Here is a 25,375-nt window from a genome sequence, read left to right on the forward strand (position 1 = left end):
GTGCAAGGTTGACGATTAGTAATCGTCGCTCTTTTCCGGTGGCACCAGGCCTTCGATGCCAGCCAAAAGCTCCTCTTCCGACATCTGGTCGAAGGTGATCGTTTCCGGCAGGTCTTCCTGCTCTTCGCTGTCGGCCGCAGCGACGCCGCCGGCTGCGATGAGGCTCGCCGGATCGGGCTCGGGCTCGTCGATTTCGACATGCTTCTGCAGCGAGTGGATCAGGTCTTCCTTGAGATCGTCCGGCGACAGCATCTCGTCCGCGATCTCGCGCAACGCCACGACCGGGTTCTTGTCGTTGTCGCGATCGATCGTGATCGAGGCGCCCTGGGAAATCAGCCGGGCACGGTGGCTGGCAAGCAGAACCAGCTCGAAGCGGTTCTCAACTTTATCAATGCAGTCTTCTACGGTGACACGGGCCATTGCCTGTCCTTTACGTCGTGATCTCGGGATTAACACGCCCGATACAATTAAAACCGGGCAAATTCAAGTTTTCATTGCACGACGCCTCTGCGGGCGAATGTGACGAATTTTGGAACGAAAGCGGATTTCGACCAGAAGTTGCTTGGAATATCACGAATCGTGCCCTAAATCTTTCTTATATGAAAAGTTCATAAAGTACGATTTGTTCCAGGCGGCCTCATAACTCATTGTTTTGTTGGGTTTTTGACGGAAGCACGACGATTGCTCACATTGGATTGGTACCGGATGTTTGATCCACGCGAAAAAATTGCTCTTTTTATCGATGGCGCCAATCTCTACGCTGCGTCCAAAAGTTTGGGTTTCGATATCGACTACCGCAAGCTGTTGAAGGCGTTCCAGAAACGTGGCTATCTCCTGCGCGCCTACTACTATACGGCCCTCATCGAGGACCAGGAATATTCCTCCATTCGCCCGCTGATCGACTGGCTGGATTACAACGGCTACAAGGTCGTGACGAAGCCGGCAAAGGAATTCACGGATTCGATGGGTCGCCGGAAGATCAAGGGCAACATGGATATCGAGCTTGCGATCGATGCCATGGAGCAGTCGGAAACCGTCGATCATCTCGTCATCTTCTCCGGCGACGGAGATTTCACGACGCTCGTCGAGGCGCTGCAGCGGCGGGGCCGAAAGGTCTCGGTCATCTCAACGATGGCAACACAACCTCCAATGATTGCCGACGATCTGCGTCGCCAGGCAGATCACTTCATCGACCTTCTATCGCTGAAGAGCGAAATCGGGCGTGATCCTTCAGAGCGACCACCGCGGCCAACCGAAACGGCAACGCCAACCGATCTGGAAGCTTGAAGCCAGCAATTCACCGCCGGCTATGCCTTTGACTAATTTAGCCGTTATCCTTGAGAAGACGGCTCTTCTGCCGGTTCCAATCGCGTTCCTTCTCGGATTCGCGCTTGTCGTGCAGCTTCTTGCCCTTGGCGAGCGCCAGTTCCATTTTGGCGCGGCCGCGATCGTTGAAATAGATCTTCAGCGGTATCAGGGTCATGCCTTCGCGATTGATCCCCGCTCGCAGACGGTTGATCTCGCGGCCGGAAAGCAGGAGCTTGCGGCGGCGGCGCGGCTCATGATTGAAACGGTTCGCCTGCAGATATTCCGGCAGATAGGAATTGATCAGCCAGATCTCACCATCCTCATCCGAGGCATAGGATTCTGCGATATTGGCCTTGCCCTCGCGCAACGACTTGACCTCGGTGCCCTTGAGCACGAGTCCAGCTTCGTAGGTATCGATGATCTCGTAGTTGAAGCGCGCCTTGCGGTTTTCCGCCACGATCTTCTTGACCACGCGCTCGCTGCCTTTGGGGGCCATGACACATTCCAAATGCTTAGGGGCGCGACGACCGCGCCCTTCTCTCTTCTCCCCTATGTAGGGGAACATCGACCGCCTGTGAAGGCGGGCCGAATGGCTTGCCTCAGTTCAGCAGGCCGGCATGGCGCATGGCTGCGTCAATCGCCGCTTCCGTCGCAGGTTCCAGTGTCGAAATCAGCGGCGAACGCACGTTGCGGCTCATCCGCCCAAGCTTCGACAAGCCACACTTCGCTCCGCAGAGGCCGGGCTCCATGAAGATGGCCTTGTGTAGCGGCATCAAGCGGTCCTGATATTCCAGCGCCTTCGCATAGTCACCTGCAAGCGTCGCAGCCTGGAACTCGGCGCAAAGGCGCGGCGCCACATTGGCGGTCACCGAGATGCACCCGACGCCACCGTGGGCATTAAACCCGAGTGCCGTGGCATCTTCACCCGACAACTGCTTGAATTCCTTGCCGCAGGTAAGACGCTGCTCGGACACGCGCTCGATCTTGCCCGTCGCATCCTTGACGCCGACGATATTCGAGTGCGCCTTGGCAAGCGCGCCCATCGTCTCCGGCGTCATGTCGATAACGGAGCGACCCGGGATGTTGTAGATGTAAATCGGCAGCTTCACTGCCTCGGCGATCGCGGAGAAATGCGCGACCAGCCCCTTCTGGGTGGGCTTGTTGTAATAGGGCGTGACCACGAGGACCGCATCTGCCCCGGCCCTCTCGGCGTGCTGAGCAAGTTCGATTGCTTCACGCGTGTTGTTCGAGCCGGCGCCGGCCATGACAGGCACGCGCTTGGCTGCGGCTTCAATGCAGAGTTCCACAACCCGCTTATGCTCGGCATGCGACAGCGTCGGAGATTCGCCGGTCGTCCCAACCGGAACGAGACCGCTGCTGCCTTCCTTGATCTGCCAGTCGACGTGGTTCGCGAACGAAGCTTCATCCACTAGGCCGGCATCGGTGAAGGGAGTGACGAGAGCGGGAATGGATCCCTGGAACATGCAGAACTCCTCATGGCCAAATCCACGCTTCGGCCGCATTCCTTGAATATTGGTGGGGCACCATAATGCGGTGAAATCGCCGCGACAAGCGCGCATGGATCGGTTTAGGGCAAATTCCGATAGCAAATGTGAACGAAGTTTACTGACGTTAGTAAGCTTTCGTTAAGATGGCTCCCGCCAAATGGTCGGGCGTGTTTTCGTTGTGAGTGTCCCATGAAGAGAGCAGTCCTGATCGTGTCCGCCCTCGGCTTTACAGTCGCCGCGTGGAGCAGCGCCGCGTCGTCGCTTCCGAATGAGGGCGCGCCCGTTCCGGACGTGAAGCCGATTGGTTTCGTCCCCCAGACGACAGTACCGGAATCGATCGTTACCGGCTCAATTCCGCGCGGCCAGGCAATTGCACCCGTTAACAGTGATTTGAAATCCGGCCTGGACGCGCTTTCGGACAACAATCCCCTGCAAGCGCTATCCATTCGCGACGGCATGGGACGTGGGACGCTTGACCGGCATATCCTGACCTGGGCGATTGCGGTCTCGGGGCAGAAGGGCATTCCCTCGACAGAGATCGCGGCTGCGGCGCAGGAGTTGCAGGGATGGCCCGGGCTCGCAAAGCTGCGGGCTTATTCGGAGCGGGCACTTTACGATGAAAACCCTAACCCGACCGCTGTCTTGGCGGCCTTCGGCCATTCCGCGCCGGAGACCACGCCGGGCGCGATGATCCTTTCGCGTGCGCTTGTCGCGACGGGTAAACAGAGCCAGGCGGCGAAGACCATTCGCAAGGTCTGGCGCGGCGAGATGCTGGACAAACCGACCGAAGACAAGATTTTGGCTGAGTTCTCCGGCTTGCTGACCTCGGCCGATCACAAGGCGCGAATGGACTACCTGATGTACCGCAATCGCACTGAGCAGGCCAGGCGCTTTGGCGACATGGCTCAGGCCCAATCCCTCTACAAGGCATGGGCCGCTGTGATGAGCAAGGCACCCAACGCCGGTGCGCTTCTTGCCGCGGTCGATGGCCAGTGGAAAGGCGATGCCGGTTACCTCTTTGCGCGCATCGAGCATCTGCGAAAACAGGACAAGTATACGGAAGCCGCCAAGTTGCTGCGGCAGGCCCCACGCAATCGGGATGAACTGGTCAATGCCGGCGAGTGGTGGAACGAGCAGCGGATCGTGAGCCGCGGCCTCGTCGATCAAGGGGAATTCAAGGCGGCCTACGGAATCGTTGCCAATTATGCTGCGACGACGCCGACCGACATCGTCGAGGCCGAATTCCACGCAGGCTGGTACGCGCTGCGCGGGCTGCAGGATCCTGCGGCGGCACAGGCCCATTTCCGGAAGATTCTCGATTTCTCCAATGGGCCGATATCCGTATCGCGCGCCTGGTACTGGATGGGTCGATCCGCCGAGGCGGGTGGGCCTGGCAAGGCCTCGGAATTTTACGCCAAGGCCGCAAGCTATCCGACCACCTTCTATGGGCAGCTCGCCAGCGACAAACTCGGCCGCAAGACACTGAACGTGGCGTACCCGTCTCCGACTGCTGCGGATCGCCAGCGCTATCTGGCGCGTGAGGCCGTGCAGGCCATCGCTCGTCTCGACGCGGCCGGGCATGGCTGGCGGGCCAATAGCCTCTACCTCGCGCTCGCCGAGCAACTGCAAAGCCCTGGAGAACTTGCGGTTCTGAGCGCGCAGGCCGAACGGTCCGGCGACCACCATCTGTCGCTGCAGATCGGGAAGATTGCTTACTCCCACGGCGTGGATGTCGCGGCGCTGGCCTTCCCACTCGGCGTCATTCCGACGAACGCCAACATCTCCGGCTCCGGGAAGGCCCTCGCCTACGCGATTGCCCGGCAAGAGAGCGCCTTCAATCCCGCGGCCGTTTCGGCAGCCGATGCTCGCGGATTGCTGCAGATATTGCCGGGCACGGCAAAGGCCGTCGCCAAGCGTCACAACATCGCCTATTCGAAGGAGCGACTGACCGCCGACGCCGGCTATAACGCGACCCTTGGGGCGCATTATCTCGGCGAACAGATCGACGCCTTTGGCGGCTCCTACATCATGACCTTCATTGCCTATAATGCCGGTCCCAAGCGGGTGCCCGAATGGATCGGCCGCTATGGCGACCCGCGCGGCCAATCGATCGACGCCATCGTCGACTGGATTGAGCGCATCCCCTTCCCCGAGACGCGCAACTATGTTCAGCGGGTGATTGAGAACTTCGAAGTGTACAAGGCCAGGTTGGGTCAGCCGAACGACATCGTTCGTGACCTGACCTACGGCCGCTCCTCATGATCGCCATTGGCGTCTATTGCCGGTCTCGCTAATCTGTTCCCATGCAACGGGGACGACCAAGCGTGGACGAAGCAAGAGACAATGGTTTCCAAGCGACAACCTACCAGAGCGATGACGGACTCACGCTCCATGCGCGAGACTACGGTGGCCCAGATATCGCCGACCGGCTGCCGATCGTCTGTCTGCCGGGATTAACGCGGAACTCGCGTGACTTTCACCAGCTGGCGCTGCTCCTGTCGACCGACCGAGCGACGCCGCGACGCGTCATCACGCTCGATTATCGCGGGCGCGGCCTGTCCGACTGGGATGCCAACAAGGCGAACTACAATCTCGGCGTCGAGACGCGGGATGTCATTTCCGCCTGCCAGCACCTTGCCGTTGAGCGCGCCATCTTCATCGGCACCTCGCGGGGGCGGGCTGATTCTTCACCTGCTGGCCGAGATGGGGCCGGATCTGATCGCCGCCGTCATTCTCAACGACATCGGACCGAAGATCGAACCCGCCGGCCTCAAGCGTATCCGCGACTATCTCAATTCTGCCGCACCGCCGCGCAACTGGCCGGAGGCAGTCGCATTTCTCAAGGCCTGCCATGGCCCCTCCTTCACCGCCCTTGACGAGCGTGACTGGCAGGAGATGGCAGCGGCGATCTATCGGGAACTCGACGGGAAGCCGATCGCGGACTTCGATCCGGCCATTGCCGCTCACTTGCAGATGATCGACTTCGATCAGCCGCTGCCTGAGCTCTGGCACTATTACGACAGGCTCACCACGATGCCTCTCATGGTCGTCAAGGGCGAGAACTCCGATCTCATCGCCGACAAGACGCTTGCGGAGATGCGCGCGCGATGCCCAGCCATCGTGATTCTGGAGGCGCCCGGCCAGGGGCATGCACCGCTGCTGCATGTGCAGCCAGTGCTCTGGCAGATCAGACGGTTCGTTGCGGAGGCGTGAGCGCTCTCCAAGCCACTCGCCCTAGCAGTGGCCCCACAACAAAAAGCCCGGCTCGAAAGCCGGGCTCTCCTGATTGACCGAAGTCAGATCAGATTAGAATGCACGCTGCAGGCGGAAGTAGCCCTGCGTCTGGTCGTCGATGTTGTCGCCATCGAGGTACTGGACCGAAGCCTTGGCGTAGAAGTTGTCGGTGATCTGGTAATCGACCGTCACACCAACCTTCCAAGCGTCTTCGTTGCCGAAGTCGTCTGCCGTATCATTCAGGCCGAAGTTCCAGAAGTACTGAGCGCCGGGGGTGATCTTCAGCTTGTCGGTAGCCTGGATGGCGTACTCAGCTGCGATCGTCCACTCAGAGGTGTCGTAGTAAGCGTTCAGGCCAGATGCCCAGACTGCTGCGAGGCCGAGGGTACCCGGACCAACAGCAACCGTACCCATCGCACGGATCGCACCGTCTTCGGTGTCGGTGTCATAGCCACCGATGACCTGGTAGGTAAACGCGCCAGCCTTACCGCCGAGGCCAAGAGCAACACCAACGTCGTTGGCACGCTCGCCGAGACCACCGACCGTGTCGTCAGCATTGCCAAGGATGCCGTCCGGACCCGGAAGGTCGACGTTACCATGAATCGCGTCTTCCAGTTCGTCAACCGAGATACCGGCATAAAAGTCGCCAGACTCGTACTGATAACGGATGGAGTTGTGCAGCGTTTCGTGGCTTGCGAGAACGTCGGTTTCACCCGAGAGGCCGTCATCCCACCAGCTGTAGAACAGACCGGCGCGGAAGCCAGCGATGTCGATGTAAGCCGAGTCGAGGATCGAGTTCTGGTAAGAAGCGGCGTCGGCATTGTGCTGCAGAACGATCACGCCGGTGAGCGGACCGTATTCGGTGTCGCTCTTGGCCGTGAACTGAACCTGACCGCGGGTGGTCGCATCCCAGTCAGAGGTGCCACCGATGAAGCCGCTGGCGCCGCCGTTGACCTGATGATCGCCAACATCAACCTGGAAACGGATGTAACCTTCGATCTTCAGGCAGGTTTCCGTGCCCGGGATGTAGAAGTAGCCGGTGCCGTAAGCGTCGCAGACGCGGACGTATTCAACCGGTTCCGGCTCAGCAGCAACAATAGCGTCAGCAGCCTGAGCACCGGAAACTACTGCGAGAGCAGCAGCGGAGCCGAGAAGAAGGCTCTTGATGTTCATATTGACCTCCAATTCAAAGTTTCGATCGGGTCTGGGTTTTTCGCCGTTAGAGCAGCGTTCCCTGCCCCATCCCCATGTTTCAAGAAGTCGGACGATCAACCGCCCTTGCTTCCGAGGTTGAAAATACAAGACCGGGACTGTCACGCAATCACCAACTTGCCCGTTTGGGGTGTTTGCGACAGCCTTCCGCATACGCTGTTGCTGAAAGGTCACAAATGCGGCACCCACCCCTCTCGTTTCTTTATACTTTATTAAGAAACCCCTGATTTTGCGGGAGTTTGCCGCCGCTGAGCTGGGGTGTGCGGCTGTGGATTGTGCCACATTGGAACCAGTTTCCTGCCGGATTCGCGTCTTTTATAGGAGATGAGGGAGACAGCGTGTTGGCGCCTGACCTCGGCCTCACGTGCAATCGCAGCGGAATCAGCTTTGTTGACGAAGGATGATTCTCGGTTCGATTCTGCTGACGCGAGATTCGGGACGCCAAACGCGGAGGTCGTGGACAGCGCGCCGAAAGACGACGCACTCGAAGAGCGGTCATTCGTCGAAACAGTTTGTGCGATGATCATGGTGGCGGAGAGGAAGGGATTCGAACCCTCGATACGCTTTTGACGTATACTCCCTTAGCAGGGGAGCGCCTTCGACCACTCGGCCACCTCTCCGGTGGGAGCCTGATAGAGTCATTCGACAGGTGACGCAAGCGCTTTTTCGGCTTTTTCACCTGATGCCGATGCCGCCGGCCTCAGCTCAGCAGTTGCTTGAGATCGGTAGATGCGTCCGCAATGATCGCCCTGTCGGGATTGATCCCGGATTCTAGCATCTTCTTGCCGCTGACGTAGGCCCTGGCGTCATTGATGGCATCCACGGCGATGAACGCCCCATTCTTGAAATACCAGATCGAGTGGGCGCCGTCGCGCGAGCCTGGACGCAGGACTGTATCGTCATAGCCCATGTTGAAGCCGGCGATCTGCAGCTTCACGTCATACTGATCCGACCAGAACCAAGGCTTGGGATCGTATGCTTCGTTGCCGCCGGCGATGATGGCGGCGACGGCTTCTGCCTGGTCGACGGCGTTCTGCACCGATTCGAGACGGATGCGTCCGCCTTGCCACGGCAGGGCCGCACAGTCACCCGCGGCAAAAATCGACGGATCGGACGTGCGGGCGAATTCATCCACGATGATTCCGTTGGCGACCTCGAGACCCGCCTCCTTGGCGAGTTGATCGTTCGGGACGACGCCGATGCCGACAATGACGAAATCGACCTCGATCGTGGATCCGTCGGAGAGTTCGGCAGCGACAACCCTGCCTTCATGGCCGACAAGATGCTTGAGCCCGGTCTTCTCCCGGATGACAACGTCATGTGTCTCATGAATCACCCGCATGATGTCGGCCGTCTCCCTGGCAGCGACGCGCTGCAGGATTCGGTCAGCCATCTCGATCACGGTAACCTCGAGACCGCGGTGACGGGCGACAGCAGCTGCCTCAAGTCCGATATAGCCACCACCAATAATGAGGACTCGGCGACCGGGCCGCATTTCATCAGCAAGCAGATCAGCGTCACGTTTGTCACGCGCCACATAAACGCCCTCGAGATCCCCGCCGATCGACGCAGGCAGTGCGCGCGGCGTGGAGCCGGTCGTCAACGCCAGCGTGCCGTAGTCGAGCGCTGAACCGTCCTGTAGCAGGACCTGCTTCTTGTCACGCACGACCTGCTCCGCCCAGGTGGAAAGCCTGATCTCGACATTGTTGTCGGGGTACCAGTGTTCCGGCCGGAACAGCAGTCGATCGAAGGTCATCTCGCCAAGCAGGTACTTCTTCGTGAGTGGCGGCCGCTGGTAGGGCAGCACGTCTTCCGCACCGATGATGGTGATTGGGCGCATATCCTTGAGCGCACGCAGTTTCGCGGCCAATGCAAAGCCCGCCTGCCCCGCGCCGATGATCACCAGTCTGTCCGTCACGTTTTCACTCCCAGCATGCAGCCGCGCGTTCCAGAAAAGGGGTATCCCCTGCCTCCAGCGCCGTCAACCGGAAGCGGACAGACCTCAATCGATCTCGATCCAGCGGCGCTCGTGGAATGACTGTGCCATGGCGTGAACGGACTTCTCTATCCTAAGACCGTCTTCGAATGTCACGATCGACGACGGCTCACCGGAAATTACGCGGATCAGTTCGCGGCATTCGATGATTTTCAGATCGTTGAAGCCGAGCCCGTGGCCAGGCGCCGGGATGAAGCGATCGTAGGGCAGATGCGCCGGGCCGGCGAGTATCTTGCGGAAGCCCTGCTCCGAGCCGCGCCCTTCGGCCTGATAGAGTTCGAATTCGTTCATGCGCTCTTGATCGTAAGTAATGGCGCCATTCGAGCCGAAGATCTGCAGCGCGATTCGCCCTTTCCGCCCCCAAGCGGCGCGGTTTGCCATCAGCACCGCAGAGATCCCACCGCCAAGTCGCATCAGGACATTGGCCGCATCGTGATTCTCGACATCGCGGCGACCGCCTTCCTTCAACGGCCGGCTGGCATAGGGCTTTACCATGTCGGTGCTGACAGCCTCAACGTGACCGAACAGATACCAGAGCAGCGACAGCGGGTGCACGGCGAAATCATCAAGCGCGCCGTAGCCGGCGGAAAGCTCGCTCTTCCAATAGAAGAAGACATCGGGATCGGCCATGAAGTCCTCGTCCATCTCGACGCGGATGTGATTGACCGCACCGATCGCCCCCTCCTCGATCAGTGCCTTGATATGCCGCATGACGGGGTTCTGGATATAATTGTAGCCGAGAACGGCGATCTTGCCCGAGGCCTTTGCCGTCTTCAGCATGCGTTCGGCATCGGCATAAGCCGGTGCCATCGGCTTTTCGCACCAGACGTGCTTCCCCGCTTCGAGCGCGGCAATCGCCATCTCGGCGTGGAACTGGTTCGGCGTGGTGACGGAAACGACATCAACTTCGGGATCGGCGATCAGCCTGCGCCAATCGGCGGTTGCCTTTTCGAAGCCGAACTCGGAGGCGCGCTTCTCGGCAAGCTCGGCATTGGCTTCGGCCAGATGGACCAGGCGCGGGCGTTCGACGTCGCCGAATACGGTCTTGACCGCATTCCATGCGAGTGCGTGGCACTTGCCCATATAGCCAGTGCCGATCAGGCCGATTCCCAGTGCTTTCATTGTATCTCCTCCAGATGTCGGGCGGATTTTTGGAATATTTAGATCATTTTGACAAGCGGCCTTTCTCGCGCACTTTTGCCGCCCCGGCTCCAAAAACTGTTCAAAACACTTGGATTTCAATAGAATAAAAACAATTGGGCTCCCGAATGAAAATCATCTATGCTCATAAATATGGAATGTTTATTTCGTTCAATGGACAGCGTGGATGGACAGTGACAGCAAAACGCCCGCCAGGGTTCCTCGCGACTTCGAGAGCCTGCGCAGCATCATCATCGAACGGAAAGCAAACATGCCGAAGCGGCTTGCGCAGGTCGCAGCTTTCGCACTCGGCAACCCGGACGAAATCGCCTTCGGCACGACGGCAAGCATCGCTGCGGCATCCGACGTGCAACCGTCGACCCTGGTGCGTCTGGCCCATCATCTTGGCTACGAGGGCTTTTCGGCCCTGCAGAGCATCTTTCGCGAACGCCTGCGTGACCGAACGCTGACATATGAAGAGCGACTGGTGACGCTGGAGCAGGCAAGCGGCGAGGACGAGGACGCCAACCTGCTTTCCGGTTTCATTTCGGCTGCGAGCCAATCGGTCAACAGGCTGGCGGCTACCGTCCAGACGGATACCTTTACCAAGGCAGTCGATATCCTCGCGGCTGCCGAGACGATTTACCTGATCGCCAAGCGACGCTCCTATCCGCTGACGGCGCATATGACCTACGCCTTCTCGAAGCTGAACATTCGGCACCAGATCGTCGCATCGCCAAATGGCGTCGATCCGGAAATGGTGCAGTTCGCGACGGGGAAGGATGCAGCAATCGCAGCGAGCTTCTCTCCCTATGCCGCCGACAGCCTCAGCCAGGCGGAAGCGTTGGCGGATCGTGGCGTGCCTGTCGTTGCCATCACCGATTCGGCCTTTTCGCCCCTCGCCGCCCGCGCCACCTGCTGGTTCGAGGTGGCGGAGGCAGACTTTGCCGGCTTCCGCTCGCTTTCTGCTTCGATGGCCCTGACAATGGCAATTCCGGTGGCGATCGCCGAGCGGCGGCGCAAGCGAGCCCACGCAAAATCGACTAAATGAAAAATGGAACAAACATTCCGAATTGACAACAATACGGAACCGATGTTTCATTGCTCGCAAATCAGCAGGCGTCAAGCCGTAGCCAAAAATCTAGCGGGAGGACATCATGGCACAACCGAACCCGGGCTCGCAGCCAGAACCGTCGCTTGACGTGATCACGATCGGGCGTTCCTCGGTCGACCTCTATGGGCAACAGATCGGCTCGCGCCTTGAGGATATCGGTTCTTTTGCCAAGTCTGTCGGCGGTTGCCCTGCGAACATCGCCATCGGGACAGCCCGTCTCGGGCTCAAGTCGGGCCTGATCACCCGCGTCGGCGACGAGCAGATGGGCCGGTTCATCATTGAGCAATCTGCGCGCGAAGGGGTCGAGACGAAAGGCATCAAGACCGACAAGGAGCGCCTGACGGCGCTGGTGCTCCTCGCCGTCGAAGCCGAAGGCGTATCGCCGATGATCTTCTATCGCGCGGACTGTGCCGACATGGCGCTCGATGAAGGTGATATCGACGAAAGCTTCATCAAGTCGTCGCGCGCCGTGCTGGTGTCGGGCACGCATTTTTCCCGGCCGAACACGGAAGCCGCACAGCGCAAGGCCATCCGCATCGCCAAGGCCAATGGCCGAAAGGTAATCTTCGACATTGATTATCGGCCGAATCTCTGGGGCCTCGCAGGCCATGCCGAGGGCTTTGAGCGCTATGTGAAGTCGGACCGTGTCTCCTCCAAGATGAAGGAAACGCTTCCAGACTGCGACCTGATTGTCGGAACGGAAGAGGAAATCCTGATTGCGTCAGGCGCCGACGACGTCCTTGGCGCACTCAAGGAAATTCGCCGCCTGTCGCCGGCAACGATCGTTCTCAAGCGCGGTGCGATGGGTTGCATCGTCTATGACGGTCCGATCAGCGACAATCTGGAAGACGGCATCGTCGGCGAAGGCTTCCCCATCGAGGTGTTCAACGTGCTCGGCGCCGGCGACGCCTTCATGTCAGGCCTGCTGCGCGGCTGGCTGAAGAACGAGCCGCTGAAGACCTGCGCCACCTGGGCCAACGCCTGCGGCGCCTTCGCCGTCTCCCGCCTGCTCTGCTCGCCGGAATATCCGACCTGGGCGGAGCTCGACTACTTTCTGAAGCACGGCAGCAAGCATCGCGCGCTGCGCAAGGACGAAGCGATCAATCACATTCACTGGGCCTCGACGCGCAAGGGCGACATTCCGCTTCTCATGGCGCTTGCCATCGACCACCGGTCGCAGCTCACCAGCGTGTGCGACGAACTCGGCGTAGATTACAAGAAGATCGTCGCCTTCAAGCGCCTTGCGGTAGAAGCCGCCGCCCGTGTCGCGGATGGCCGCAACGGTTACGGCATGCTGATCGACGAGCGCTTCGGACGCGACGCCTTCTTCGATGCGGCAACCAAGAACTTCGCATGGATCGGTCGCCCGGTGGAATTGCCGGGTTCCAAACCGCTTCGCTTCGAGTTCAGCCAGGACATCGGCTCGCAGCTTGCGGAATGGCCTCTCGATCATTGCATCAAGTGCCTGTGCTTCTACCATCCGGACGATCCGGCAGCCCTGAAAACCGAGCAGCAGGAAAAGCTGCGGACGCTCTTTGAAGCCGCCCGCAAGGTTGGCCGCGAATTGCTCGTCGAAATCATCGCAAGCAAGAACGGACCGCTGACCGATGATACGATCTCGACGGCGCTGGAAGAACTCTATGCGCTCGGCATCAAACCGGATTGGTGGAAGCTCGAGCCTCAAGCTTCGACGGCCGCCTGGAAGAAAATCGATGCCGTGATCGCCAAGAACGACCCCTGGTGCCGCGGCATCGTGTTGCTCGGCCTTGAAGCGCCGGCCAACGAGCTGGTGAAAGGCTTCGAGGCGACGCTGGCAGCTCCTTCGGTGAAGGGATTCGCCGTCGGCCGCACGATTTTTGCCGAGGCAGCCCGCGGCTGGCTTTCCGGCAAGTTGAATGATGAAGAAGCGATCGCAGATATGGCCGGACGCTTCCGCCAATTGACCGAGGCCTGGTTGAAAACCCGCGGCCTACATTAATTAGAGCATTTGGGAGGTGCCCCATGGGCAAGACTGTACGATTGACGATGGCGCAGGCCGTTGCGCATTTTCTCAAGAAGCAGATGACAGTAGTCGACGGGAAGAAGGTGCCGATCTTCGGCGGCGTCTGGGCGATCTTCGGGCACGGCAACGTCGCCGGCATCGGCGAGGCCCTATACCAAGTGCGTGGCGAATTGCCGACCTATCGCGCCCATAACGAACAGGGCATGGCCCATGCGGCGATTGCCTATGCCAAGGCGAATTTCCGCCAACGCTTCATGGCCTGCACGACCTCGATCGGCCCCGGTGCACTCAACATGGTGACGGCCGCCGGTGTCGCCCACGTCAACCGCATTCCGGTTCTCTTCCTGCCGGGCGACGTCTTTGCCAACCGTGCACCGGATCCGGTGCTGCAGCAGATCGAGGATTTTGGCGACGGCACCGTTTCAGCCAACGACGCTTTCCGCCCGGTCTCCCGCTATTTCGATCGCATCACGCGCCCCGAGCAGATCATCTCGGCGCTGAAGCGTGCCATGCAGGTGCTGACTGATCCGCTCGATTGCGGCCCAGTTACGCTGTCGCTGTGCCAGGACGTGCAGGCGGAAGCCTTCGATTATCCCGAAAGCTTCTTCCAGGAGCGCGTCTGGACCATGCGCCGTCCGCGCCCGGATGCCGATGAGTTGGCGAACGCTATCGCTCTCATCAAGAAATCCGAAAAGCCGGTCATCATCGCGGGCGGTGGCGTGCTTTACTCCCAAGCAACCAAGGAACTGACGGCATTTGCGGAGGAACACCGGATCCCCGTCGTGGTCACGCAGGCCGGAAAGTCGGCGATCGACGAGCGGCACCCGCTGGCGCTTGGCTCGGTCGGTGTCACAGGGACATCGGCGGCCAATGCGATTGCAACGGAAACAGATCTGATCATCGCTGTCGGCACTCGCTGCCAGGATTTCACGACCGGCTCCTGGGCACTGTTTCAGAACGAGAAGCTGAAAATTCTCGGCGTGAACATTGCCGCCTACGATGCCGCAAAGCACGACGGCCAGACATTGGTGGCCGATGCGCGCGAAGGTCTGAAGGCGGTCTCGAGCGGGCTTACCGGCTGGAAAGCACCGACCGTGCTGGCGGAAAAGGCCGAACGGGAAAAGAAGGTCTGGGTGGAGGCGGCCGCCAAGGCAATGGCGAGCACCAATGCCGCCCTGCCCTCCGACGCCCAGGTGATCGGCGCCGTTACGCGCACGATCGACCTCGAAAAGGCAATCGGCCTTTGCGCCGCCGGCGGTCTGCCGGGCGAGATGCATAAGCTCTGGCCGGCGACGGCACCCGGCAGCTACCACATGGAATACGGCTTCTCCTGCATGGGCTACGAGATCGCCGGCGGCCTTGGCGCCAAGATGGCGCAGCCCGAGAAGGAAGTCTTCGTCCTCGTCGGCGACGGCTCCTACATGATGCTGAATTCCGAGCTCGCGACGTCGGTCATGCTCGGCCTGAAGCTCAACATCGTCGTGCTCGACAACCGTGGCTACGGCTGCATCAACCGGCTGCAGATGGCGACCGGTGGCGCGAACTTCAACAACCTGCTGAGGGACGCGCACTACGAGGTGATGCCCGAGATCGACTTCCGGGCGCATGCCGAGAGTATGGGCGCCGTCGCGGTGAAAGTCGCATCGATCGCCGAGCTCGAGAAGGCGATCGCGGACGCAAAAAAGAACGACCGTACGTCGGTTTTCGTCATCGACACCGATCCGCAGATCACGACGGAAGCTGGGGGCTATTGGTGGGACGTTGCTGTCCCTGAAGTCAGCCCGCGTGAACAGGTCAACAAGGCGCATGCGGCTTACGTCAAGGCGCGCGCCGACCAGCGTATCGCCTAACCGGCTGTTTTAATTTTCGGAAGAGCGGTCCCGCTCTTCCAGAAATGCCTTTGAGGAGACTATTGATGAAGGCCAAACTTGGCATGTCGCCGATCGCCTGGTGGAACGACGATCTTCCTGAGCTCAGCGACGACGTATCCCTGGAAGAATGCCTGCGCCAGTCGCGCAGCGCCGGCTTCACCGGCATGGAACAGGGCCGCCGCTTTCCGAACAATCCGGCCGAGATGCTGCCGATCCTGCGCGCCGCCGACGTGACGCTCTGCGGCGGCTGGTTCTCCGGCACGCTTGTCGACGAGGACCTTTCCGCCAACATGGAGCGCATTGCGCCGATGATCGAGCTGTTCAAAGCCGTCAACGCGCCTTGCATCGTCTATGGCGAGGTTGGCCGTTCAATTCAGGGGGACCGCTCCAAGCCGCTTGCCACCAAGCCGCGCCTCTCCGACGACGAGATGAAGGCTTATGCCCGCAAGGTCACGCAGTTTGGCGAATGGTGCGCCGAGCAGGGCATGCCGCTTTCCTATCACCACCACATGGCGGCCGTCGTCGAGACCGAGCCGGAGCTCGATGCCTTCATGCGCAATTCGGGCGAAGGCATTCCCCTTCTGCTCGACGCCGGGCACCTGGCTTTCGCCGGCGGCGACGTCTTGCGCGCCATCGATAACCACCACGCCCGCATCAACCACGTCCACGTCAAGGACATCCGCAAAGCCGTTGTCGACGGGCTCGACCGCAGCAAGCAGTCATTCCTCGATGCGGTAGCGCTCGGCGCCTTCACGGTACCCGGCGATGGCTCGCTTGATTTCGGCGCCATTGTCAAGCGGTTCGCCGGTTACGGGTATGAGGGATGGTTCGTCGTCGAGGCAGAACAGGATCCGCGCAAGGCGCCGCCGCAGAAGATGGCGGAGATCGGTCACGCCGAACTGATGCGGGTGATGACGGCCGCTGGCTACACGGTGGAAACCGAAGGATTTCCGAAGGGATAACACGCCCGTTGAAGCGCCTTGATGTGGAATGAAGGACAAACGTTCATGCCGAACCTTCTCGTAAAGCCCAAGGGTGACAGCGGTCGCGTCACCCACGTCACGCCCGACACCGCCGGCTGGACTTATGTCGGCTTCGACATGCATCGGCTGAAGCCGGGTGAGACCGTCTCCGGCGCCGCAAGCGACCGTGAAGTCTGCCTCGTCTGGGTGGCCGGCAAAGGCAAGGCGACCGCCGCTGGAGAGGATTTCGGTTCGGTCGGCGGGCGCATGAGCCCATTCGAGGGTGCGCCGCACTCGCTCTATGTTCCGGCTGGCACAAGCTGGTCGGTGACGGCGGAAACCGATCTCGAACTTGCCGTCTGCTCGGCGCCTGGCGGCGGCGATTACAAGGCGAAGCTCATCCCGCCCGGCGTGCACCCGCAATTCCAGCGCGGCAAGGGCTCGAATGTTCGCCTCGTGACCAACATCATGCCCGAGGACGACAACTCCGCTCATTCGCTGCTGGTTGTCGAGGTCATCACGCCGAACGGCAATACATCCTCCTACCCTTCTCACAAGCATGATCAGGACAATCTGCCGAACGAGAGCCTGCTGGAGGAGACCTATTACCACCGCATGAACCCGCCGCAGGGCTTCGCCTTCCAACGCGTCTATACCGATGATCGGTCGCTCGATGAGGCGATGGCGGTGGAGAATGGCGACGTGACACTGGTGCCGAAGGGTTACCACCCGTGCGCCACCGTCCACGGCTATGATCTCTACTATCTTAACGTCATGGCCGGCCCGAAGCGGGTATGGAAGTTCCACAACCAGCCAGAGCACGAATGGCTGCTGAAGGCGTAGGCGAAATCACGGCGCGGCAGCGTGTTGATGGTCCAATCCTCCAGCAACTGCCGCCAACACTGCGCACACTAAGTGGCCACTTAAATCTCGAGCACGAGATGTGGGACGCCGTTCGAGGTCTTGCGCGGAGATACGCCATTGCTGTCGACCTGCGCGTTGATGCGCTGCCGGAAGGCGGAGAAGCTCTCGAAGGTCACGACATCCACCGGTTCGTCGAAGTGGATGGTGATCTTGTGGAGCCCGCCGCCCGGTTGAGCGGCAAGCGCCAGGACCTTGCCGGTGAACGGCTGGTTCAAATAGCGGCCGCGCACCAGGGAGCCTACGGAGATGGCGGCGATTGGTTCCTCGTTCGGCCGGGTGGCGAGTGCGGAGAGCGTGTTCCAATCACGCACGCCATGCTGCTGGGCAATGAGTTCCAGCGCGGCACTATGAGAGATCGCGGTGCCGCGCGCTTCCATGGCCTGGCGGAGGCGCTTGGCTTGCGATTTCAATTCTTCGATTGTCGGATATGCGGTGGTCACGGATTCAGCCTTTCGGAAGGCATGCCATTTCGACCTGTACAAGGGTGCTCGCATTGCCTGCAGTCAGCATGCACCAATTGGCTGCGACTGATCCTATCGAGTACTTCACCATGGACTTGTCGTCCGCGAGCGGCAGGCGCCTCGAGCCAAGTTCGATATGCTTGAACGGCGGCGAACTGTCAAGCGATGCCACGGAGGCCCATCCCTGTCTAATAACGAGCCATTTTGATCTCCACACAGGCATAAGCTTCGGATTGTAGGGAGATCATTCAGAAGTTGTCAGCAATCTTGCGCTAATCTCGAAGCGTACAACAAGCGGAGGCTACCGTGGCCTTTCAGATGCACCTCGACACAGAGCAGCCCGAGCAGGCTTACCGGGAGTTTTCGCTCGACCGCCCCGGAAAGATCATCTTCGTTGGGCATCACCTCAGCACGGGAACGCAAGTCCGCTGCCTGATCCGCACGATCACGCTTGCCGGCGCGGTGCTGGAGGTCAATCCGAGCCTCGAGGTCCCGAACCACTTCTTCCTCGAAATCCTCGGCATCCACGACGAGATCGGCTCGACGGTGGTCAAGCGCGAGGGCGACCTCGTGACGATCAGCTTCAACATGCTGATCAACCCGGAATTCCTGCATCACGTCTTAAGGCTGAATTTCGAATCTTAGCCTCGATGTATTGCTCTTGCATCTTGTCTGCGAAACCGCCGGTTCCCTGGTGGCGGTGCGCCGCGGCCGTAGGAGGTTGCGTCAAGAAGCTAGGTGCCGCTCTATTTGGTCGACCGGCAGATTAATGTAATCCTTCGGCACCTCAGCCGAAACTGCAGCCTGAACATCGGCCGATAGGTTGGCTCGCAGCGTACCGAGCGCCTTTGGCGGCGCAACCAAAATGATGCGACGCGCGTTTTTTTCACGCACCAGCACCTCCATCTTTGCGGCTACCAGCTTCAGGAACTCTGCCTCGGCCTGCTCGTGCCAGTCCGTCTGCTCAACGGCACTGGCACTCTGCCCATCGGCCGCGTGCGTTCGACCCGGTTTGTCTGCGCCTATTTCGCGGTCCGGTTCGTTGGGCTGACTCAGGGTTTCTTCAACCTTGAGGTTCATCAATTCCGCATCGCCTGCGTTCCGCAGGATCAATGCCTTGGCACCATCGCAAACAACGACCCACGACTTCGACGGAACTCTGACATCAACCATTGTGATTCCCTCGCTTTGCAATTTTGAAGCGCTATGCGCCGCCGACAATTAGGCAAACGTGCAAATCGACAAAGAGTTCGATGACAATTCGCGACAACTACGGTCCGGCGATCCATTCGCTACTCGACGCGAGAAGATGTTCGCCCCAGCTGGCCGAGCGGGCGGAAATGGCCGCATCGCTAAAATTGTATTTTCCTCGTTCACAATTGTGCAAGGCATTCGTGTGAGGCTTCAATTGAAGAGAACCGGGATTACCTTGGTTCAGGGAAACGCGGAATGTCGATGCTTCGTGCCACACACCTTGCAACCGTGAAATCCGCGGTTTACGAGACGCGCTGGGAAAAATTCAACGTAAGGCGCCCTGCCCGGATCGTTGCGGTTCGGCCCTGTCTTACCGGCATCTCCGTCCGGAGTGCGGAGATCGTCGATATCTCGCAGGGTGGCGCTACGTTTGTCGTGTCATCCACCGCGGGCCTGCCAAAGCACTACTACCTTAACATTCTCGGCCTTGCCTATCGGATCGGTTGTGCGGAAACCTATCGCAACAACGAACGTATCGGCGTCCGCTTCATCAATACGATCGAGCCCGACGTGCTGCGCCGCGTTTTGCGCGCCGACTTCATGATTGGCAACATGGAAGCGATCGAAGCCCGCGGAATCGTGCGGATGTAAATCGTGAATACCGGGGAATAATGTTTCTTGCCTTGGCGGCAGCGGGGCCTATTGTCGGTCCGAATTTTCACAGCATCCAGGAAATTGCCCCAGCATGTCCGCCTTCTCGCGCTTCACGCCGCTTGCTAACGCCCTTCCCTCCACCGTTCCGTTCGTCGGCCCAGAAGCAATCGAGCGTCAGCGCGGCCTTCAGGTCAAGGCGCGTATCGGCGCCAACGAGAATGGCTTTGGCCCTGCCCCATCCGTACTCGCAGCCATGCGCGTCCAGGCTGGCGAGATATGGAAGTACAACGATCCTGAAAACTACGAGCTCAGGGAAGCACTTGCCAACCATCTGGGCGTCGGAATCGACTCCATCGCGATAGGGGGCGGCATCGACGAACTGCTCGGCCAGATCGTACGGCTCGTCATTGAGCCGGGCGCACCCGTCGTGACATCGCTCGGCGGCTATCCAACGTTCAATTTCCACGTTGCCGGCTTCGGCGGGCGGCTCGTGACCGTGCCCTATGCCAGCGATCGCGAAGATCTCGACGGCCTCCTCGCAGCCGTCAAACGCGAGAACGCGCCGCTGGTCTATTTCGCCAATCCGGACAATCCGATGGGAAGCTGGTGGGATGCCGACAGTGCCGTCGCCTTTGCCCGTGCGCTACCGGAAACCACGATGCTCATTCTCGACGAGGCCTACAGCGAAACCGGCCCGGTGGGATCGCTGCCCCCCATCAGCGCGCTGATCGACTTGCCGAATGTTGTGCGCACGCGCACCTTCTCGAAAGCCTATGGCCTGGCGGGCGCCAGGGTCGGCTATGTCATCTCGACATCAGGTACGGCGCGCGCATTCGACAAGATCCGCAATCATTTCGGCATGAATCGACTGGCCACGATCGCTGCACTGGCGGCACTCAAGGACCAAGCCTATCTCGCCGAGGTCGTGGCCAGCATCCACGGCGCGCGCGACCGGATCGCCGTCATCGCCAAGGCCAACAACCTCGTTCCGCTCGCCTCCGCCACAAATTTCGTTGCGATCGACGCCGGACGTGACGGCACCTATGCCCGTGCCATTGTCGATGGCCTGATGCAGCACGGCGTCTTCATTCGCATGCCCGGCGTTGCCCCGCTCAACCGCTGCATCCGCGTCAGCGTTGGACCGGAAGCTGACATGGCGCTTCTCGAGGAAGCCCTGCCGCAGGTACTCAAGACATTAGGTTAAACGCAAGGAACCGCGCCAGCCTTGTTCCTGCCGGTCGCGGTTGATGTCCTGGCATTGGCGCGTCCGAGCACCGCGCCAGCCCCCTTTTGAGGTTGTTATCGATCTTGCCCGCGCCTTTGCGGGCAAACGGTTCTCAGTGGATCGTCATCCATTCGCGGGCAGCGCGCAGCGCTTCCACGATCTGCATCTTGTCCATGCCTGCGGCAACGTCAGCCCGAAGCTCGGCGGCGCGGTCGTTGCCTTTGATCGCTGCGATGTTCAGCCACTTGTGAGCGGCGACCAGATCGACAGCGCAGCCGCGGCCGGTCGCATACATCAGACCCATTTCGCAGAAGATGTCGGCGTTGTTCTCGCCACCCATGGTGGCCATTTCAGCATTGTGCATTTCAAAACGTGCCATCGGTTTATCCCTGTTTTGCCTGTTATCGACTTGCCCTGTTTTACCTCCGGAGACCTGCCGTCTATCGCGGTTCTAAGTACCCTTCGGTTCGGCGGGTTTGCCCCGCTCGTTTGATGGATCCACTATGCCGATGCGCTTTCAAAAAACGCCTAAAATGCATGATTAATTTGAGACAAACAAAGTGCAAACGCTTGGTAAAATTGGATTTTTGTTAAACATCGGATCCCTTGCGGATTAAGGATTTTCGACACAATTTTACGGAATATTCAGATCTGAAAATCAACCTTCCGTTCACCACGAAATCAGCATCAAATGCCCAGAACGGAAGATTTCGCCGCTGTCGGTCTGCAAAAACACTCGCCTGAAGCAGTGAAAAACACATTTACGTTTACGTTCGCGTCATATATTTTCGCGCCTGGACATTAGGGAGGAACGAATGATCCGAACACTTATTCTCTCTGGCGCATTGATGTTTGCCGCCGGGGCAGCTTCTGCTGACGAACCGATCGTCGGCAACTGGAAGACAGCTGCGGGCGATACGGCCCAGATTGCATCTTGCGGCGGCAGCTACTGCATCGTGCTGAAATCCGGCAAGTATGCCGGCAAGAAGATCGGCATTCTCGCAGGAAGCGGTGTTACCTATACCGGCCAGATCACCGATCCAGCCAACGACAAAACCTATAGCGGATCCGGCAATATTTTCGGAAATTCACTGAAGATGAAAGGCTGCGTCCTCAACGTGCTCTGCAAATCGCAGACCTGGACACGCCTGTAAGAAACGGCTTTCCAAAAGGAAGCGCCCGGAAAGCCGGGCGCTTTTCTGCGTCAATTGTCAGCGGGCGCGCTGCTTGAAAAGGATCTTCTGCGCTTCCTTGTCATCGGCAAGATTGCTGCGTTCGCGCTCTTCCTTGCCATTGCCGTGCCACGGACCACGGCCGGGCGCGCCATCATCGTCTCGAACCAGCGCTTGAGGTTGGGAAACTCGTTGAGGTCCTGTCCCTGCTTCTCGTATGGAACGACCCAGCCGATGCAAGCCATGTCGGCAATCGAGTAGTCCCCGGCGAGATATTCGCGCTCTGCCAACAGCTTGTTCATCACGCCGTATAAGCGGTTCACTTCATTGGTATAGCGGTTGATGCCGTATTCGATCTTCTCCGGTGCATAACCGCGGAAGTGATGCGCCTGTCCAGCCATGGGGCCCAAGCCACCCACCTGCCAAAAGAGCCATTCCTCGATCTGTACGCGTGTGCGCTCGTCCGTCGAATAGAACTTCCCGAACTTGCGACCGAGATATTGGAGGATGGCGCCGGACTCAAACACCGAGATCGGTTCGCCGCCGGGGCCATCCGGATCGACAATTGCCGGCATACGGTTGTTCGGGGCGATCTTCAGGAATTCCGACGTGAACTGCTCCCCCTTGCCGATATTGATATACTTGACCTCGTAGGGAACGCCGAGTTCCTCGAGCATGATGCTGATCTTCCAGCCGTTGGGGGTGGGCCAGTAATAAAGCTCAATCGGTGCCGTCATGAAAATCTCCTTTGCGGGACCAAAGAGATAAGCAGCAGCCGCGCTTCACGCTGCCCGGCTTCCTGAACGCCTGATGAACCATGATCTCAGCACCGGTTCAGCCACAACGTGGCAAAACTGTCTCAACGCTAAGGCGATACCGGGGCAAAGGCATGGATATGCTCATTTTGGCAAGACGTTTCACCATCATCACGCTGTTTGCAGCAGTCTTCGCCGTCAGCTTTTCGGTTGCGGTCAACCGCAATGCCGGTGGCGGTGCGCAGTCACACTTCGGGGCCAACTATACGTGCTTCGACGCCAGCCGCCCGTTCTGCAGAACAAGCAACTGACTGGCTGCGGCGGCACATCGCTGCCCCCAAAAATCTCTGCAATCCCTTTAGACGCGTCGTTTGCTTGTTAGGAACAACACCCTATAATGCCGCATGAACAAACGAATCTCTTCCCCTCTCGACATTTCGTCTCCGTCATCTTTCGCGCCGCAAACCTTTGACGATCCCATCGAGGCAGTCGACGCGCTGACAGAACTCTACGAACGCAACACCCATTTCCTGGTTGAGAGCTTCGCAGCGCTAGCCAAGGGCGCGCCAATTACATCGCGCTATCGTGCCTTCTACCCACAAGTTAGCATCGAGACGACGAGTTACGGCCACATCGATACTCGTCTGTCCTACGGGCACGTTACCGCTCCCGGCATTTACACGACGACGATTACTCGGCCGCAGCTGTTTCGGCACTATCTGAAGCAGCAGCTTGGCCTGTTGATGAGAAATCATAACGTGCCGGTCGTCGTTTCAGAATCGACGACGCCTATTCCACTGCACTTTGCGTTCGGTGAGGGTGCCCATGTCGAGGCATCCGCCGCGGCGTTCATGGACATTCCGATGCGTGATCTGTTTGACACGCCGGACCTGAACACAACGGACGACGAGATTGCCAACGGCGAATACATTCCACCGCCAGGTGAACCTTCGCCGCTTGCCGCCTTTACGGCTCAGCGCATCGACTACTCGCTTGCCCGTCTTGCCCATTACACCGCGACCGGCGCGCAGCATTTTCAGAACTTCGTGCTGTTTACGAACTACCAATTCTACATCGACGAATTCTGCATCTGGGCACGCAAGCTGATGGCGGAAGGCGGAGATGGCTACACGGCCTTTGTCGAGCCGGGCAATATCATCACGCATGCCGGCTCCAATCAGCCCGAGACCGACGTTACGCTTTCGCGCCTCCCGCAGATGCCGGCCTACCATCTGAAAAAGAAAGGGCATGCCGGGATCACCATGATCAATATCGGCGTCGGCCCATCCAATGCCAAGACGATCACCGACCACGTGGCCGTCCTTCGCCCGCATGCCTGGCTGATGCTCGGCCACTGCGCCGGCCTGCGCAACAGCCAGCGCCTGGGTGATTATGTCCTTGCTCACGCGTACATGCGCGAAGACCACGTCCTTGACGACGATCTGCCTGTCTGGGTGCCGATCCCGGCACTGGCGGAAGTGCAGGTCGCCCTGGAGGGCGCCGTGGCAGAGATCACCGGCTACGAAGGCTTCGAGCTGAAGCGCATCATGCGCACCGGCACAGTCGGCACGATCGACAACAGGAACTGGGAGTTGCGCGACCAACGCGGCCCGGTCAAACGTCTGTCCCAGGCTCGTGCCATCGCGCTCGACATGGAATCGGCGACGATCGCCGCAAACGGCTTCCGCTTCCGCGTGCCCTACGGCACCCTGCTCTGCGTATCGGACAAGCCGTTGCATGGCGAATTGAAGCTGCCCGGCATGGCGACCGCCTTTTACAGGACGCAGGTCAACCAGCATCTGCAAATTGGTATCCGTGCGATCCAGAAACTCGCAGCAATGCCGCCGGAAGCACTGCATTCGCGCAAGCTCAGAAGCTTCTTCGAAACGGCTTTCCAATAGGCCGTTTCCCTTATTGGCGAGTGGCTGCGACCGCGCTAGTCGCAAGTTGGCGCTCATAGTGCTCGCCCGCAGCATCCAGCACCACAATCGTAACCGCAAAAAGGGCTGCGACGGCAACGAGGCGTGCGATTGTGGCCCGCATCATTGGCAGTTCCGTATCAGCCTGATAGGGCTGTTTGTTCTGTTGGCGACTTGCGCGGATGGCGTTCGCCAGCACGATCTCGAAAAAACCCATCGTCGACACTCCATATTGTTGACGACACTTGGTCGAAGCCAGTGTGCTCGTTTCGACCCAAATTTCCGTAAAAAGATTTTTTCGCTTCCTGTCGAAATCACCCTAGGCTGAGCGTCCAATGATCGTGACAGCCAGGGAGAGCGAACGATGAAATATCTCTGCCAGGTCTGGTTCGAGCCGGCGACGCTTGAAGCCATGACCGAGGAGGAAAAAAGGAACCTCGACAGAGCGTCCCTCGCTTACGACGATGATCTGATCGCCAGCGGGCACATGATCGCCGCGCAGGCGCTGCAATCGCCAAAGAATGCCGTGACCGTCCGCGTTCGAAATGATGAAATGTCAGTGACGGACGGCCCTTTTGCAGAAACAAAAGAACAACTCGGCGGCTTCATTCTTATCGACGCAAAAGATCTGAACGATGCCATTCGCGTTGCGGCCGGTATCCCGCTTGCAAGACTAGGGTCAATCGAAGTCCGGCCGATCTACGATATTCCGGTTTATAGTTGA

Annotated in this window: 25 protein-coding genes, 1 tRNA gene and 2 pseudogenes; 15 read left to right on the top strand and 13 right to left on the bottom strand. The window is 59.4% G+C overall.

What is annotated here, in order from left to right; translation table 11 throughout:
• Positions 1 to 15: 15 nt before the first annotated feature.
• Positions 16 to 420: a DNA-directed RNA polymerase subunit omega gene (gene rpoZ, locus AF71_RS09425; RefSeq protein ID WP_018857435.1), complete on the bottom strand. Its 405-nt coding sequence runs from the start codon at positions 418 to 420 to the stop codon at positions 16 to 18.
• Positions 421 to 705: 285 nt separating this feature from the next.
• Between rpoZ and AF71_RS09430 the strand changes: the two genes are divergently transcribed.
• On the top strand, positions 706 to 1,287 hold the full coding sequence (locus tag AF71_RS09430) for an NYN domain-containing protein (protein ID WP_018857436.1): 582 nt from the start codon (positions 706 to 708) through the stop codon (positions 1,285 to 1,287).
• A gap of 37 nt (positions 1,288 to 1,324) precedes the next feature.
• Here AF71_RS09430 and smpB read toward each other — a convergent pair whose 3' ends face one another.
• A complete protein-coding gene (gene smpB, locus AF71_RS09435; RefSeq protein ID WP_025659866.1) occupies positions 1,325 to 1,804 on the bottom strand; it encodes an SsrA-binding protein SmpB in 480 nt (159 codons plus the stop codon).
• Between the two features lie 103 nt (positions 1,805 to 1,907).
• A complete protein-coding gene (gene dapA / locus AF71_RS09440) occupies positions 1,908 to 2,792 on the bottom strand; it encodes a 4-hydroxy-tetrahydrodipicolinate synthase (RefSeq protein WP_169681111.1) in 885 nt (294 codons plus the stop codon).
• 213 nt (positions 2,793 to 3,005) lie between these two features.
• Here dapA and AF71_RS09445 point away from each other — a divergent pair, with 213 nt between their 5' ends.
• Both AF71_RS09445 and AF71_RS09450 read left to right on the top strand, forming a co-directional pair.
• The gene (locus tag AF71_RS09445; protein ID WP_169681113.1) at positions 3,006 to 5,078 is read left to right on the top strand and encodes a transglycosylase SLT domain-containing protein; all 2,073 of its coding nucleotides are present in this window, start codon (positions 3,006 to 3,008) and stop codon (positions 5,076 to 5,078) included.
• A gap of 41 nt (positions 5,079 to 5,119) precedes the next feature.
• Positions 5,120 to 6,029, top strand: a pseudogene (locus tag AF71_RS09450) (alpha/beta hydrolase).
• A gap of 93 nt (positions 6,030 to 6,122) precedes the next feature.
• On the opposite strand, the gene AF71_RS09455 reads toward AF71_RS09450, so the two are convergent.
• From AF71_RS09455 to AF71_RS09470, 4 genes are all read right to left on the bottom strand, one after another.
• Positions 6,123 to 7,223, bottom strand: coding sequence for a porin (locus AF71_RS09455; protein ID WP_169681115.1), 1,101 nt, complete (start codon positions 7,221 to 7,223; stop codon positions 6,123 to 6,125).
• 568 nt (positions 7,224 to 7,791) lie between these two features.
• Positions 7,792 to 7,882: transfer RNA gene (locus AF71_RS09460), tRNA-Ser, on the bottom strand.
• 80 nt (positions 7,883 to 7,962) lie between these two features.
• Positions 7,963 to 9,180, bottom strand: coding sequence for an FAD-dependent oxidoreductase (locus AF71_RS09465; protein WP_169681117.1), 1,218 nt, complete (start codon positions 9,178 to 9,180; stop codon positions 7,963 to 7,965).
• Between the two features lie 84 nt (positions 9,181 to 9,264).
• Positions 9,265 to 10,380 carry a Gfo/Idh/MocA family oxidoreductase gene (locus AF71_RS09470; RefSeq protein ID WP_169681119.1) on the bottom strand — a complete coding sequence of 372 codons (1,116 nt, stop codon included), beginning with the start codon at positions 10,378 to 10,380 and terminating at the stop codon, positions 9,265 to 9,267.
• 205 nt (positions 10,381 to 10,585) lie between these two features.
• Here AF71_RS09470 and AF71_RS09475 point away from each other — a divergent pair, with 205 nt between their 5' ends.
• The 5 genes from AF71_RS09475 to iolB all read left to right on the top strand — a co-directional run bounded on the left by AF71_RS09475 (position 10,586) and on the right by iolB (position 17,190).
• A complete protein-coding gene (locus AF71_RS09475; RefSeq protein ID WP_169681120.1) occupies positions 10,586 to 11,449 on the top strand; it encodes a MurR/RpiR family transcriptional regulator in 864 nt (287 codons plus the stop codon).
• 106 nt (positions 11,450 to 11,555) lie between these two features.
• Complete coding sequence (iolC, locus tag AF71_RS09480) at positions 11,556 to 13,490, top strand: 5-dehydro-2-deoxygluconokinase (protein WP_169681121.1); 1,935 nt, start codon at positions 11,556 to 11,558, stop codon at positions 13,488 to 13,490.
• Between the two features lie 23 nt (positions 13,491 to 13,513).
• Positions 13,514 to 15,364 (top strand): 3D-(3,5/4)-trihydroxycyclohexane-1,2-dione acylhydrolase (decyclizing), encoded by a 1,851-nt coding sequence (iolD, locus tag AF71_RS09485; protein ID WP_169681122.1) that lies wholly within the window; start codon positions 13,514 to 13,516, stop codon positions 15,362 to 15,364.
• A gap of 65 nt (positions 15,365 to 15,429) precedes the next feature.
• A complete protein-coding gene (gene iolE, locus AF71_RS09490; protein WP_169681123.1) occupies positions 15,430 to 16,347 on the top strand; it encodes a myo-inosose-2 dehydratase in 918 nt (305 codons plus the stop codon).
• A gap of 45 nt (positions 16,348 to 16,392) precedes the next feature.
• Positions 16,393 to 17,190, top strand: coding sequence for a 5-deoxy-glucuronate isomerase (gene iolB, locus AF71_RS09495; protein WP_112666441.1), 798 nt, complete (start codon positions 16,393 to 16,395; stop codon positions 17,188 to 17,190).
• An 80-nt stretch (positions 17,191 to 17,270) separates the two neighbouring features.
• Here iolB and AF71_RS09500 read toward each other — a convergent pair whose 3' ends face one another.
• Together AF71_RS09500 and AF71_RS09505 are read right to left on the bottom strand one after the other, a co-directional pair.
• A complete protein-coding gene (locus tag AF71_RS09500; protein WP_025659877.1) occupies positions 17,271 to 17,711 on the bottom strand; it encodes a glyoxalase superfamily protein in 441 nt (146 codons plus the stop codon).
• 4 nt (positions 17,712 to 17,715) lie between these two features.
• Positions 17,716 to 17,904, bottom strand: coding sequence for a hypothetical protein (locus AF71_RS09505; protein WP_018857450.1), 189 nt, complete (start codon positions 17,902 to 17,904; stop codon positions 17,716 to 17,718).
• 146 nt (positions 17,905 to 18,050) lie between these two features.
• On the opposite strand from AF71_RS09505, the gene AF71_RS09510 reads away from it, so the two are divergent.
• Entirely contained in the window at positions 18,051 to 18,377 is a 327-nt protein-coding gene (locus tag AF71_RS09510; RefSeq protein ID WP_062374651.1) for a hypothetical protein, read from the top strand.
• A gap of 81 nt (positions 18,378 to 18,458) precedes the next feature.
• On the opposite strand, the gene AF71_RS09515 is transcribed toward AF71_RS09510, so the two are convergent.
• Entirely contained in the window at positions 18,459 to 18,905 is a 447-nt protein-coding gene (locus tag AF71_RS09515) for a host attachment family protein (protein ID WP_018857452.1), read from the bottom strand.
• A gap of 276 nt (positions 18,906 to 19,181) precedes the next feature.
• On the opposite strand from AF71_RS09515, the gene AF71_RS09520 reads away from it, so the two are divergent.
• Positions 19,182 to 19,577 (top strand): hypothetical protein, encoded by a 396-nt coding sequence (locus AF71_RS09520; protein ID WP_018116335.1) that lies wholly within the window; start codon positions 19,182 to 19,184, stop codon positions 19,575 to 19,577.
• A 94-nt stretch (positions 19,578 to 19,671) separates the two neighbouring features.
• Positions 19,672 to 20,784, top strand: coding sequence for a pyridoxal phosphate-dependent aminotransferase (locus AF71_RS09525; RefSeq protein WP_169681124.1), 1,113 nt, complete (start codon positions 19,672 to 19,674; stop codon positions 20,782 to 20,784).
• Positions 20,785 to 20,917: 133 nt separating this feature from the next.
• On the opposite strand, the gene AF71_RS09530 is transcribed toward AF71_RS09525, so the two are convergent.
• Positions 20,918 to 21,184, bottom strand: coding sequence for a sel1 repeat family protein (locus AF71_RS09530; RefSeq protein ID WP_018857454.1), 267 nt, complete (start codon positions 21,182 to 21,184; stop codon positions 20,918 to 20,920).
• A gap of 436 nt (positions 21,185 to 21,620) precedes the next feature.
• Here AF71_RS09530 and AF71_RS09535 point away from each other — a divergent pair, with 436 nt between their 5' ends.
• Positions 21,621 to 21,959, top strand: a complete 339-nt coding sequence (locus AF71_RS09535; protein WP_018116338.1) for a DUF2147 domain-containing protein — start codon at positions 21,621 to 21,623, stop codon at positions 21,957 to 21,959.
• A gap of 57 nt (positions 21,960 to 22,016) precedes the next feature.
• On the opposite strand, the pseudogene AF71_RS09540 reads toward AF71_RS09535, so the two are convergent.
• Positions 22,017 to 22,714: pseudogene (locus AF71_RS09540) on the bottom strand (glutathione S-transferase N-terminal domain-containing protein).
• A 152-nt stretch (positions 22,715 to 22,866) separates the two neighbouring features.
• Between AF71_RS09540 and AF71_RS09545 the strand changes: the two are divergent.
• Positions 22,867 to 23,043, top strand: coding sequence for a hypothetical protein (locus tag AF71_RS09545; protein WP_018116339.1), 177 nt, complete (start codon positions 22,867 to 22,869; stop codon positions 23,041 to 23,043).
• 93 nt (positions 23,044 to 23,136) lie between these two features.
• Positions 23,137 to 24,633, top strand: coding sequence for an AMP nucleosidase (locus AF71_RS09550; protein ID WP_169681125.1), 1,497 nt, complete (start codon positions 23,137 to 23,139; stop codon positions 24,631 to 24,633).
• Between the two features lie 10 nt (positions 24,634 to 24,643).
• Here AF71_RS09550 and AF71_RS09555 read toward each other — a convergent pair whose 3' ends face one another.
• Positions 24,644 to 24,868 (bottom strand): hypothetical protein, encoded by a 225-nt coding sequence (locus tag AF71_RS09555; RefSeq protein ID WP_018116253.1) that lies wholly within the window; start codon positions 24,866 to 24,868, stop codon positions 24,644 to 24,646.
• A gap of 147 nt (positions 24,869 to 25,015) precedes the next feature.
• On the opposite strand from AF71_RS09555, the gene AF71_RS09560 reads away from it, so the two are divergent.
• Positions 25,016 to 25,375, top strand: a complete 360-nt coding sequence (locus tag AF71_RS09560) for a YciI family protein (protein ID WP_018857458.1) — start codon at positions 25,016 to 25,018, stop codon at positions 25,373 to 25,375.

The sequence above is a fragment of the Rhizobium sp. 57MFTsu3.2 genome (assembly GCF_012932765.1).
Classification (GTDB): Bacteria; Pseudomonadota; Alphaproteobacteria; order Rhizobiales; family Rhizobiaceae; genus Rhizobium; species Rhizobium altiplani.